General features: G+C 66.5%; 17 protein-coding genes and 1 pseudogene. All 18 read right to left on the bottom strand.

The features are described 5' to 3' along the window. Positions 1 to 102: pseudogene (locus ACPYOG_RS17155) on the bottom strand (tRNA pseudouridine(38-40) synthase TruA); the annotation flags it as partial. Continuing rightward, positions 92 to 1,126, bottom strand: coding sequence for a GNAT family N-acetyltransferase (locus ACPYOG_RS17150; RefSeq protein ID WP_481295368.1), 1,035 nt, complete (start codon positions 1,124 to 1,126; stop codon positions 92 to 94). The pseudogene ACPYOG_RS17155 and the gene ACPYOG_RS17150, both read right to left, overlap by 11 nt. Before the next feature lie 86 nt (positions 1,127 to 1,212). Continuing rightward, positions 1,213 to 1,785 carry a 50S ribosomal protein L17 gene (rplQ, locus tag ACPYOG_RS17145; protein ID WP_481295367.1) on the bottom strand — a complete coding sequence of 191 codons (573 nt, stop codon included), beginning with the start codon at positions 1,783 to 1,785 and terminating at the stop codon, positions 1,213 to 1,215. Between the two features lie 55 nt (positions 1,786 to 1,840). Next, a complete protein-coding gene (locus ACPYOG_RS17140; protein WP_090035934.1) occupies positions 1,841 to 2,839 on the bottom strand; it encodes a DNA-directed RNA polymerase subunit alpha in 999 nt (332 codons plus the stop codon). A gap of 119 nt (positions 2,840 to 2,958) precedes the next feature. After that, entirely contained in the window at positions 2,959 to 3,357 is a 399-nt protein-coding gene (gene rpsK / locus ACPYOG_RS17135; RefSeq protein WP_018191944.1) for a 30S ribosomal protein S11, read from the bottom strand. Between the two features lie 42 nt (positions 3,358 to 3,399). Next, positions 3,400 to 3,774, bottom strand: coding sequence for a 30S ribosomal protein S13 (gene rpsM / locus ACPYOG_RS17130; RefSeq protein WP_090035932.1), 375 nt, complete (start codon positions 3,772 to 3,774; stop codon positions 3,400 to 3,402). Positions 3,775 to 3,908: 134 nt separating this feature from the next. After that, entirely contained in the window at positions 3,909 to 4,022 is a 114-nt protein-coding gene (rpmJ, locus tag ACPYOG_RS17125; protein WP_021759549.1) for a 50S ribosomal protein L36, read from the bottom strand. An 81-nt stretch (positions 4,023 to 4,103) separates the two neighbouring features. Next, entirely contained in the window at positions 4,104 to 4,325 is a 222-nt protein-coding gene (infA, locus tag ACPYOG_RS17120) for a translation initiation factor IF-1 (protein ID WP_011186713.1), read from the bottom strand. 173 nt (positions 4,326 to 4,498) lie between these two features. Continuing rightward, positions 4,499 to 5,329: a type I methionyl aminopeptidase gene (gene map, locus ACPYOG_RS17115; RefSeq protein ID WP_481295366.1), complete on the bottom strand. Its 831-nt coding sequence runs from the start codon at positions 5,327 to 5,329 to the stop codon at positions 4,499 to 4,501. Positions 5,330 to 5,345: 16 nt separating this feature from the next. Next, on the bottom strand, positions 5,346 to 5,960 hold the full coding sequence (locus tag ACPYOG_RS17110) for an adenylate kinase (protein WP_481295365.1): 615 nt from the start codon (positions 5,958 to 5,960) through the stop codon (positions 5,346 to 5,348). Continuing rightward, positions 5,957 to 7,279 carry a preprotein translocase subunit SecY gene (secY, locus tag ACPYOG_RS17105; RefSeq protein ID WP_090035928.1) on the bottom strand — a complete coding sequence of 441 codons (1,323 nt, stop codon included), beginning with the start codon at positions 7,277 to 7,279 and terminating at the stop codon, positions 5,957 to 5,959. Before secY ends, ACPYOG_RS17110 begins: the two co-directional genes overlap by 4 nt. 76 nt (positions 7,280 to 7,355) lie before the next feature. Next, entirely contained in the window at positions 7,356 to 8,054 is a 699-nt protein-coding gene (gene rplO, locus ACPYOG_RS17100) for a 50S ribosomal protein L15 (protein ID WP_481295364.1), read from the bottom strand. Continuing rightward, positions 8,054 to 8,239 carry a 50S ribosomal protein L30 gene (rpmD, locus tag ACPYOG_RS17095; RefSeq protein ID WP_090035925.1) on the bottom strand — a complete coding sequence of 62 codons (186 nt, stop codon included), beginning with the start codon at positions 8,237 to 8,239 and terminating at the stop codon, positions 8,054 to 8,056. Before rpmD ends, rplO begins: the two co-directional genes overlap by 1 nt. Beyond that, positions 8,239 to 8,952, bottom strand: a complete 714-nt coding sequence (gene rpsE, locus ACPYOG_RS17090) for a 30S ribosomal protein S5 (protein WP_090035923.1) — start codon at positions 8,950 to 8,952, stop codon at positions 8,239 to 8,241. Before rpsE ends, rpmD begins: the two co-directional genes overlap by 1 nt. Then, a complete protein-coding gene (rplR, locus tag ACPYOG_RS17085; protein ID WP_481295363.1) occupies positions 8,949 to 9,320 on the bottom strand; it encodes a 50S ribosomal protein L18 in 372 nt (123 codons plus the stop codon). Before rplR ends, rpsE begins: the two co-directional genes overlap by 4 nt. Positions 9,321 to 9,322: 2 nt before the next feature. Next, positions 9,323 to 9,859 carry a 50S ribosomal protein L6 gene (gene rplF, locus ACPYOG_RS17080; RefSeq protein ID WP_481295362.1) on the bottom strand — a complete coding sequence of 179 codons (537 nt, stop codon included), beginning with the start codon at positions 9,857 to 9,859 and terminating at the stop codon, positions 9,323 to 9,325. Between the two features lie 6 nt (positions 9,860 to 9,865). Next, complete coding sequence (gene rpsH / locus ACPYOG_RS17075; protein ID WP_481295361.1) at positions 9,866 to 10,264, bottom strand: 30S ribosomal protein S8; 399 nt, start codon at positions 10,262 to 10,264, stop codon at positions 9,866 to 9,868. Positions 10,265 to 10,366: 102 nt separating this feature from the next. Further along, positions 10,367 to 10,629, bottom strand: a 263-nt coding sequence (gene rpl5, locus ACPYOG_RS17070) for a large ribosomal subunit protein uL5 (RefSeq protein ID WP_481295360.1), incomplete at its 5' end; no start/stop codon positions are given.

Here is a 10,629-nt window from a genome sequence, read left to right as displayed (position 1 = left end):
GCCCTGCACCGTGCGGAGGCCCGGCTGGCGGCCCCAGCCGTTGAAGTCGGTGCCCTGGTATGCGATGTCGAGGCGATACCGACGCTTGCCCTCAGTAAGCACGGATCAGTCCCGTCTCCGTCTGCGTGGACACGAACCCCATGCCCGTGTACAGCCCCAGGGCTCCGGTCTGGTTCTCGGCGTCGACATCCAGCACCACCTTGTCCCAGCCGCGCGCAGCGCATCCCTCCAGCACCGCGCGGAGCAGGCTCGGGGCGATGCGGCGGCCGCGGAACGGTCTCGTCACAGCCACCGTCGAGACGTAGGCGCCGGTGTAGCCCTGGTGCGCCCAGTCGTCCTCGTTCACCTCTGTCAGCAGCACGCCTGCGACCTCGTCACCGGCAAGCGCGACGAACGAGAGGTCGGGGGCGAAGGTTCCGGAGACGAGCCCGGCGAACTGCTCATCGCTCAGGGGCTGGCTGCCCCAGTGATCGCGGAAGGCAGCATCGCGGGCCGCATGCACCGCGTCCGCACGATCGGCCGTGTACGGCACGATCCGCACCTCCACGGTGGGCGACACCTCCGGGATGGGCTCGTGCAGGTCGCGCTCCATCGTGTGGAAGTAGCGCGCCACCTCGAAGCCACCGGCGACGAGCAGCCGCTCCCGGTCGGGTGCACGACGGTCGGCGTAGCCGACGAGCCAGCCGGGAAGCGGCTTGTCCGCCGCGATGAGCTTCTGCTCGCCGCGCGTCCGCTGCCAGGCGAGCAGCTCTCGCCCGATCCCCCGGCCCCGGAACTCGGGATGCACCCCGCCGTTCATGAACTCGCGCACGAGCGTCTCCTGCCGGGGCGGCTCCATCACGATCCCCACCGCTGCCACCCGGCCCTCGGCCGTCACAGCCAGCAGGGTGTCCGTCTCCAGGTCCACGAAGCTGTAGCCGAGCTCCACGTCGACGTCTTCGCGGGTGGTCGCATAGTTGGGATGATCACGCTCATCCATCGCCTGGTACACCTCGTGCACAGCGGCCGCATCGTCGGCTGTCGCCGGCCGCCATTCGGCGATCAGGGGATGCTGCGGCCTGTGCACGTTCGGTGGCGGGATGCGGGCGCTCAGCGGCGGCATGGGGATGTCGTCGGTCGAGGTCATGCCTTTCACCTTAGAAGACGCCCCGAGACGACGAATGCCCCGCATCACGAGGATGCGGGGCATTCGAAGGTACGAGAGAAAAGGCGTTACGCCTTCTCGGCCTCGGTCTCGGCGTCGGTCTCACCGGCAGCGTCGGCGTCGGCGGTCGCGTCCTCGGCGACCTCCGCCTCGGCAGCGGCGGTCTCGGTGCTGGTCTCCTCGGCCGGGGTCTCCTCGGCCGGAGCCTCCTCGACCGGCGTCTCCTCGACCGGCGCAGCCTTCGGGGCAGCGGAGGTCTTGGTGGACTTCACCTTGGGGCTGACCGGCTCGAGCACGAGCTCGATCTGCGCCATGGGCGCGTTGTCGCCCTTGCGGAAGCCGAGCTTCGTGATGCGGGTGTAGCCGCCTTCACGCTCGGCGACCAGCGGTGCGATCAGGGTGAAGAGCTCGTGGACCACGGTCTTGTCCTGAATCACGGCCAGGACGCGACGGCGGGCGTGCAGGTCACCGCGCTTCGCGAACGTGATCAGGCGCTCGGCCACGGGACGCAGGCGCTTGGCCTTCGTCTCGGTGGTCTTGATGCTCTTGTGGGTGAAGAGCGCAGCGGCCAGGTTGGCGAGCATGAGGCGCTCGTGCGCCGGGCCGCCCCCGAGGCGGGGGCCCTTGGTGGGCTTGGGCATGATCGGTTATCTCCAGTGTTGAAAAGGTCGGATGGCGGGTCGAGGAAGACGAGCCTCAGATGGTGGTGGACTCGTCCTCGTCGTAGCCGCTGTAGAAGTGGGCGCCGTCGAACCCGGGGACCGAGTCCTTCAGCGACAGGCCCATCTCCGTCAGCTTGTCCTTGACCTCATCCACCGACTTCTGACCGAAGTTGCGGATGTTCATGAGCTGGGTCTCGGACAGCGAGACGAGCTCGCTCACGGTGTTGATTCCCTCGCGCTTGAGGCAGTTGTACGAGCGGACCGACAGGTCGAGGTCCTCGATCGGCATCGACAGCTCGGAGCTGAGGACGGCGTCGACGGGAGCCGGGCCGATCTCGATGCCCTCGGCGGCGCTGTTGAGCTCGCGCGCCAGGCCGAAGAGCTCGACCAGGGTGCGGCCGGCAGAGGCGATGGCGTCACGCGGGCTGATCGCGGGCTTGGTCTCGACGTCGACCACGAGGCGGTCGAAGTCGGTGCGCTCACCGGCACGCGTGGCCTCCACGCGGTAGGTGACCTTCAGCACGGGCGAGTAGATCGAGTCGATCGGGATCTGGCCCGCCTCGCTGTACTCGTTGCGGTTCTGCTGCGCCGAGACGTAGCCGCGGCCGCGCTCGATGGTCAGCTCGACCTCGAACTTCGCCTTGTCGTTGAGCGTCGCGATGACCAGCTCCGGGTTGTGGATCTCCACGCCGGCCGGAGCCGAGATGTCCGCAGCGGTCACCTGACCGGCACCCGTCTTACGCAGGTAGGCCGTGATCGGCTCGTCGTGCTCGCTCGAGACGACGAGGCCCTTGATGTTCAGGATGATCTCGGTGACATCCTCCTTGACGCCCGGCACCGTGCTGAACTCGTGCAGCACGCCGTCGATGCGGATGCTGGTGACAGCAGCGCCGGGGATGGAGGAGAGCAGGGTACGGCGCATCGAGTTGCCGAGCGTGTATCCGAAGCCGGGCTCCAGGGGCTCGATGACGAACCGCGAGCGGAACTCGGAGATGTTCTCTTCGGTGAGCGTAGGACGCTGTGCAATGAGCACTATTTATTTTCCTTTCGACTGAGTGTCCGCTATATGACACTCGCGTCGCGCGTGAGGGACGACGTCGGCGAAGCCGGCGCCGCCCCTCGCTTGCGCGAAAATTTAACGGAGAGAACTACTTAGACGCGACGGCGCTTGGGCGGGCGGCAACCGTTGTGCGCCTGCGGGGTGACGTCGTTGATCGAGCCCACCTCGAGGCCGGCGGCCTGGAGCGAGCGGATCGCGGTCTCCCGGCCGGAGCCCGGGCCCTTGACGAAGACGTCGACCTTCTTCATGCCGTGCTCCTGCGCCTGACGAGCCGCCGACTCGGCGGCGAGCTGCGCCGCGAACGGGGTCGACTTGCGGGAGCCCTTGAACCCGACGCCGCCGGACGAAGCCCAGCTGATGACCGCACCGGTGGTGTCGGTGATCGAGACGATCGTGTTGTTGAACGTGCTCTTGATGTGGGCCTGGCCCACAGCGATGTTCTTCTTTTCTTTCTTGCGCGGCTTTCGAGCGGCCGACTTGGGTGCTGCCATTTCTTCTCCTGAATCCTCAGAGCGTTGCGGGGGCCGCGGGCCTTAGCGCGCCTTCTTCTTGCCGGCCACGGTGCGCTTCGGACCCTTGCGGGTGCGAGCGTTCGTCTTGGTGCGCTGACCGCGGACCGGAAGGCCCTTGCGGTGGCGGATACCCTCGTAGCTGCCGATCTCGACCTTGCGGCGGATGTCGGCTGCGACCTCGCGGCGGAGGTCACCCTCGACCTTGAAACTTCCCTCGATGTAGTCGCGCAGGGCGACCAGCTGCTCGTCGGTCAGGTCCTTGACGCGGACGTCGCCGGAAATACCGGTCTCGCGCAAGGTCTGCAGCGCGCGGGTGCGCCCGACGCCGTAGATGTAGGTGAGTGCGACTTCCACGCGCTTCTCGCGCGGAATGTCGACGCCTGCTAGACGTGCCATGTTGTGGCTTCTCCTGTGTTGTGTGGAGGTCTGCAGCAATCCCGGTGCCCCGGCCTCCACCGGGGGTGTCCCCCGCGCCCTTCCGGACGCGGGATCTGGGATTGCCTTGTCGTTATTCGATTATGAAACTGCGTTCAGCCTTGGCGCTGCTTGTGGCGCGGGTTCTCGCAGATGACCATGACCCGGCCGTTGCGACGGATGACCTTGCACTTGTCGCAGATCTTCTTGACGGAGGGCTTGACCTTCATGAGTGTTCTTTACCTTTGTTCGCTGTCCTCGTACCTCGCCCGGGGCAACCCATCGGCGTGGCCGTTACTTACAGCAGACCTTTACTTGTAGCGATAGACGATCCGGCCGCGGGTCAGATCGTAGGGGCTCAGCTCCACGATCACGCGGTCCTCGGGGAGGATACGGATGTAGTGCTGGCGCATCTTGCCGGAGATGTGGGCAAGAACCTTGTGACCGTTCGTCAACTCGACGCGGAACATCGCATTGGGCAGAGCTTCGATCACGGATCCTTCGATCTCGATGACACCGTCTTTTTTGGCCATAGCCTCACTGTCGCTAAAAGTCGTGGTTTGCTGGTCGTGCGTTGATCGGCGGAAGGCGCGTGAGAACGCGCCTAAGACACCAAGGATCTATCTTATGGGAAAGGGAGCCTCTTCGCCAATCGGAGTGTATGATCCTCCGCTGCTGTGAGCGAACGCTCCGCTGAGCCGTTCCATCAGGCGATGGGGGTAGGGATCACGCCGAACGGCTCGAGGCCGGCCGCTCCGCCGTCTGCGGCGGTGAGCACCCAGATCCCGTCCGCGTGCACGGCCACGCTGTGCTCCCAGTGAGCAGCGGCGGAGCCGTCCTCGGTCGCGACCGTCCAGCCGTCGTCCTTCACGTACGTCTCCTGGCCTCCGAGGACCACCATGGGCTCGATCGCGACGACGAGGCCGGGACGCACCTCCGGCCCCTTCGCCCGCACCCGGTAGTTGAAGACGGGCGGCTCCTCGTGCATCCGCCGGCCGATCCCGTGACCGATGTAGTCGGTGAGGATGCCGAAGTCTCCCTGGGACAGGAGGTAGTCCTCGATCACCGCGCCGACGTCGTTGAGGTAACGGGCCGACGCCAGCGTGGCGATCCCCCGCCACAGCGACCGCTCGGTGACATCGGAGAGGCGCTGCCGCTCGGCGACGACCTCCGGCTGCGCGGGGTCCGGCAGCACGAAGGTACGGGCCGCATCCCCGTTCCACCCCTGCAGGACGGCGCCGCTGTCCACCGAGAGGATGTCACCCGGCTGCAGGATGCGCGCGCCCGGGACTCCGTGCACCACCTCGTCGTTCACCGACGCGCAGATCGTGTGGTGATATCCCGGTTCCAGCTTGAAGTTGGACGCGCCCCCGGCGGCGAGGATCGCCTGCTCCGCGATCGCGTCGAGCTCGAGCGTCGAGACGCCGGGAACGACCGCTGCTGCGACCGCATCCAGGGATGCAGCCGTCGCCAGGCCGGGCGCGACCATCTCGCGCAGCTGGGCGGGCGTCTTGTAGATCGACCGTCCGATCTTCACGGAAGCAACGGCATGGCTAGGCGACCGGCTCGCCGGCGGGTTCGCCGGCGACCGGGTGGATGCCGCGCCCGGCAAGCGCCGTGGCGATGCGGTCAGCGACCTCGTCCATCGCGCCGAGACCGTCGACCGGGACCAGCAGCCCGCGATCCCTGTACACCGCGATCAGCGGCGACGTCTCGCGGAGGTAGACGGCCTGGCGGTGCCGGATCGCTTCCTCGGAGTCGTCGGCGCGTCCCTGCTCGCGAGCACGCTTGCTCAGCCGCTGGACGATCTCCTCCTGGTCGGCCGTCAGCTGGATGACCGCATCCAGCTTCTGTCCTTTGCCGGCGAGCAGCTCGTCGAGGTAGTCCACCTGGGCCAGCGTCCGCGGATAGCCGTCGAGGAGGAAGCCGTTCCTGGCATCCTCTTCGTCCAGCCGATCGGCCACGAGCTGGTTCGTCAGGGTGTCGGGGACGTAGTCTCCCGCATCCACGATGGCCTTCACCTGCGTGCCGAGCGGGGTGCCGTTCTTGATGTTGGCCCGGAAGATGTCGCCCGTGGAGATGTCGGGGATCCCGTAGGTCGCCGTGATCCGGGACGCCTGCGTGCCCTTACCCGCCCCCGGAGGACCGACGATCAGCATCCGGGTCAACGCAGCAGCCCTTCGTAGTGCCGCTGCTGGAGCTGGGAGTCGATCTGCTTGACCGTCTCGAGCCCGACACCGACGATGATCAGGATGGATGTGCCGCCGAACATGAAGTTCTGGCTTGCGCCGATGAGGGCGAAGGCGACCAAGGGGATCAGCGCGATGATGCCGAGATAGAACGAACCGGGCAGCGTCACGCGGGTGAGCACGTAGTCCAGGTATTCGGCCGTCGGACGGCCTGCACGGATGCCGGGGATGAAGCCGCCGTACTTCTTCATGTTGTCCGCGACCTCCTCCGGGTTGAAGGTGATGGCGACGTAGAAGTACGTGAAGCCCACGATCAGGAGGAAGTACAGCAGCATGTAGAGCGGGTGGTCGCCCTTGGTCAGGTAGTTCGTGACCCAGGTGACCCACGGGGCCGGGGCCTTGCCCGCGGCCGGCTGGTTGAACTGCGCGATCAGAGCCGGCAGGTACAGCAGCGACGACGCGAAGATGACGGGCACGACGCCGGCCATGTTCACCTTGATCGGGATGTACGTGTTGTTGCCGCCGTAGGTCCGGCGCCCGACCATCCGTTTCGCGTACTGGACAGGGATGCGCCGCTGCGACTGCTCGACGAAGACGACACCCATCACGATCAGCAATCCGATCGCGATCACGACCAGCAGGATCTCGATGCCCTGCGACTGCCCGACCGCCCAGAGGGAGGACGGGAACTGCGCCGCGATCGACGTGAAGATGAGCAGCGACATGCCGTTGCCGATGCCGCGCTCGGTGACGAGCTCGCCCATCCACATGATGAGGCCGGTGCCGGCGGTCATCGTGATGACCATGAGCATGATCGCGTACCAGGAGTCGTCCGTGATCAGCTGCGTGCACTGCGAGACGGCCGTGGTGCCGAACAGGGCGCCGCTGCGGGCGACCGTGATCAGGGTCGTCGACTGGAGGACGCCCAGCGCGATCGTGAGGTAGCGCGTGTACTGCGTCAGCTTGGCCTGGCCGGCCTGACCCTCCTTGTAGAGGGTCTCGAAGCGCGGGATGACCACGCGCAGCAGCTGAACGATGATCGACGCGGTGATGTACGGCATGATGCCGAGCGCGAAGATCGAAAGCTTGAGGAGGGCGCCGCCGGAGAACAGGTTCACGAGCGAATAGAGGCCCGAGGTGTCCTGATTGGCGTTCAGACAGGTCTGAACGTTGCCGAAGTCGACGAACGGCGACGGGATGAACGATCCCAGCCGGAACAGGGCGATGATGCCCAGGGTGAAGAAGATCTTCCGGCGAAGATCGGGGGTGCGGAAGATCCGCGCAACGGCGCTGAACAAAGTTGCGTCCTGCTTTCCTAAGAGTGAGTCGGGCGGCCGGTCTCCCGGCCACCCGACTCAACTGCTCATCGAGTGGCTACTTGACGGAGCCACCAGCGGCGACGATCTTCTGCTCAGCTGAGCCGGAGACCTTGTCGACCGCAACGTTCAGCTTAACCGCAATGTCCCCGTTGCCGAGAACCTTGACCTTCTCGTTCTTGCGAACGGCTCCCTTGGAGACGAGATCCGCGACGGTGACGTCACCGCCGGACGGGTACAGCTCGGCGAGCTTCTCCAGGTTCACGACCTGGTACTCGACCCGGAACGGGTTCTTGAAGCCGCGCAGCTTCGGCGCACGCATGTGCATCGGGAGCTGGCCGCCCTGGAAGCCCGGACGGACCTGATAGCGGGCCTTGGTTCCCTTGGTACCGCGGCCGGCCGTCTTTCCCTTGGAACCTTCACCGCGTCCGACGCGGGTCTTGTCCTTCTTGGAACCGGCGGCGGGACGGAGGTGGTGCACCTTCAGGACCTGCTCGCGCGGGGCGACGACATCCTTCTTGGCCGAGGCCTTCGCCGGCTTCGCGGCGACGGTCTCATCCGTGGAGGAGGCAGCAGCCTTGTCAGCGGCCTTTGCAGGCGCCTTCTTGGCCGGAGCCTTCTTCTCGGCAGCCGGCTTCTCGGCGGCCTTCTTCTCGGTGGCCGTCTTCTCGGCAGCCTTCGTGCTCGCGGCCTTGGTCGCGGGCTTCTTGGCGGCCGGCTTCTCGACGGCCTCTGTTGTGGCCTTCTCTTCAGCCATTAGTCAATCTCCTCGACCTTAACCAGGTGGGCGACGGTGTTGACGTACCCGCGGTTCTGCGGGTTGTCCTCGCGGACGACGACGTCACCGATGCGCTTCAGACCCAGACTGCGCAGTGTGTCGCGCTGGTTCTGCTTCTCGCTCACTTTCGACTTGACCTGCGTGATCTTCAGACGCGCAGCCATCAGGCACCTGCCTTCGCGGTCGCGGCAGCCTCTGCCGCTTCGGCCTCGGCACGCAGCAGGCGAGCCGGAGCCACCTGGTCGTAGTCGAGACCACGGCGGGCAGCGACAGCGCGGGGCTCCTCGAGCTGCTTCAGCGCCTCGACGGTCGCGTGCACGATGTTGATCGTGTTGGACGAGCCGAGCGACTTGCTCAGGACGTCGTGGATACCGGCGCACTCCAGCACGGCGCGCACGGGGCCACCGGCGATGACACCGGTACCCGCAGCGGCCGGACGCAGGAGGACGACGCCGGCAGCGGCCTCACCCTGCACCGGGTGCGGGATGGTGACGCCGACGCGCGGGACGCGGAAGAAGTTCTTCTTCGCCTCCTCGACGCCCTTCGAGATCGCCAGCGGCACCTCGCGGGCCTTGCCGTAGCCGACGCCCACCAGGCCGTTGCCGTCTCCGACGACCACGAGGGCGGTGAAGCTGAAGCGACGACCACCCTTCACGACCTTGGAGACGCGGTTGATGGTGACGACGCGCTCCAGGAACTGGCTCTTGTCGGCGTCACGGCTGCCACGGTCGCGGTTGGGGTTGCGCTCGCGGCCACCACGGCGCGGCTCGCGCTCGGCCCGGGTGTTGTTGTCGGTGCCCGCAGCGGTCTCCACCGGCTGCGTGCTGTCCGTTACCTGATCGGCCACGGTCTGCTCCTTGTTGTTCTCGTCGCTCACAGGTTCAGTCCACCCTCTCGAGCGCCCTCGGCGACAGCGGCGACGCGGCCGGCGTACTTGCTGCCTCCACGGTCGAACACCACGGCCTCGACACCGGCGCTCTTGGCGCGCTCGGCGACGAGCTCTCCGACCTTGCGGGCCTTGGCGGTCTTGTCACCGTCGAAGGTGCGCAGGTCGGCCTCCATGGTCGACGCGGACGCCAGGGTACGACCCTGGGCGTCGTCGACGACCTGCACGAAGACGTGGCGGGCCGAACGGGTGACGACCAGGCGCGGACGGACCGCGGTGCCCTCGATCTTCTTGCGAAGGCGGGTGTGGCGACGCCCGCGGGCGGCCGCCTTGCTCTTTCCTCTGGTACCCAGAGCCATGATTACTTACCAGCCTTTCCGGCCTTGCGACGAACGACCTCGCCGGCGTAACGCACACCCTTGCCCTTGTACGGCTCGGGCTTGCGGATCTTGCGGATGTTCGCGGCGACCTCACCGACGGCCTGCTTGTCGATCCCGGCGACGGTGAGGCGGTTGTTGCCCTCCACCGTCAGCGTGATGCCCGCAGGCGGCTCCACGGTCACCGGGTGCGAGAAGCCGAGCGCGAACTCGACAGCCGAGCCCTTCTGGGCGACGCGGTAACCGGTGCCGACGATCTCGAGGCCCTTGGAGTAGCCCTCGGTGACGCCGATGATCTGGTTGTTGATGAGTGTGCGGGTCAGGCCGTGCAGCGAACGCGAAGCGCGCTCGTCGTCCGGACGGGTCACCAGGACCTGGTTCTCCTCCAGCTTGACCTCGATCGGGCTGGCGACGGTGAGGCTCAGCTCACCCTTCGGGCCCTTGACCGTGACGGCTTGGCCGTCGATCTTCACATCGACCCCTGCCGGGACGTCGATGGGCAGTCTTCCAATACGCGACATGGCGGATTACCACACGTAGGCGAGGACTTCCCCACCCACGCCCTTCTTCTCAGCCTGGCGGTCCGTGAGCAGACCGGAGGAGGTGGACAGGATGGCGACACCGAGCCCGCCGAGCACCTTGGGGAGCTCCGTGGACTTCGCGTAGACGCGGAGGCCGGGCTTGGACACGCGCTTGATACCGGCGATGGAACGCTCGCGGTTCGGGCCGAACTTGAGCTGCAGGGTCAGCGTCCTGCCCACGCGGGCGTCAGCGACATCCCAGCCGGCGATGTAGCCCTCGGAGGTGAGGATCTCGGCGATGTGGGACTTGAGCTTCGAGTGCGGCATCGACACGGTGTCGTGGTGAGCCGAGTTCGCGTTGCGCAGTCTGGTCAGCATGTCTGCGACCGGATCTGTCATGGTCATTGCGGTTCTTCTTTCGTTCACCAGGTTTCGTTCAGCCGGTACACGACTGACGACCTGTGGTGGAAGCGGGCCGACCGGATCGGCCGGCCCGCAGGTAGGGCCTTAGTTGGCGGCGTCGTTCGAACGGAACGGGAAGCCGAGCTGCTTGAGCAGCGCGCGGCCCTCGTCGTCGTTCTTGGCAGTGGTCACCACAGTGATGTCCATGCCGCGGACGCGGTCGATGCGGTCCTGGTTGATCTCGTGGAACATCGACTGCTCCGTGAGACCGAACGTGTAGTTGCCGTTCCCGTCGAACTGCTTGTCGCTCAGACCGCGGAAGTCGCGGATGCGCGGAAGCGCGAGGGACAGCAGACGGTCCAGGAACT

It is taken from the genome of Leifsonia sp. HAY1-4F, assembly GCF_056755275.1.
Note: the sequence above shows the minus strand (reverse complement) of the source record. Positions and strands in the feature narration are given on the sequence as shown.

Bases quoted from the DNA above. Each gene is read 5' to 3' on its own strand.
- rplO (WP_481295364.1), bottom strand. From the start codon at position 8,054: ATGGCTGAAGAGAAGGCCACAACAGAGGCCGTCGAGAAGCCGGCCGCC.
- rplQ (WP_481295367.1), bottom strand. From the start codon at position 1,785: ATGCCCAAGCCCACCAAGGGCCCCCGCCTCGGGGGCGGCCCGGCGCAC.
- infA (WP_011186713.1), bottom strand. From the start codon at position 4,325: ATGGCCAAAAAAGACGGTGTCATCGAGATCGAAGGATCCGTGATCGAA.
- rpmJ (WP_021759549.1), bottom strand. From the start codon at position 4,022: ATGAAGGTCAAGCCCTCCGTCAAGAAGATCTGCGACAAGTGCAAGGTC.
- ACPYOG_RS17150 (WP_481295368.1), bottom strand. From the start codon at position 1,126: ATGACCTCGACCGACGACATCCCCATGCCGCCGCTGAGCGCCCGCATC.
- rpsM (WP_090035932.1), bottom strand. From the start codon at position 3,774: ATGGCACGTCTAGCAGGCGTCGACATTCCGCGCGAGAAGCGCGTGGAA.
- rpmD (WP_090035925.1), bottom strand. From the start codon at position 8,239: ATGGCTGCGCGTCTGAAGATCACGCAGGTCAAGTCGAAAGTGAGCGAG.
- rplF (WP_481295362.1), bottom strand. From the start codon at position 9,859: ATGTCGCGTATTGGAAGACTGCCCATCGACGTCCCGGCAGGGGTCGAT.
- rpsH (WP_481295361.1), bottom strand. From the start codon at position 10,264: ATGACCATGACAGATCCGGTCGCAGACATGCTGACCAGACTGCGCAAC.
- rpsK (WP_018191944.1), bottom strand. From the start codon at position 3,357: ATGGCAGCACCCAAGTCGGCCGCTCGAAAGCCGCGCAAGAAAGAAAAG.
- rplR (WP_481295363.1), bottom strand. From the start codon at position 9,320: ATGGCTCTGGGTACCAGAGGAAAGAGCAAGGCGGCCGCCCGCGGGCGT.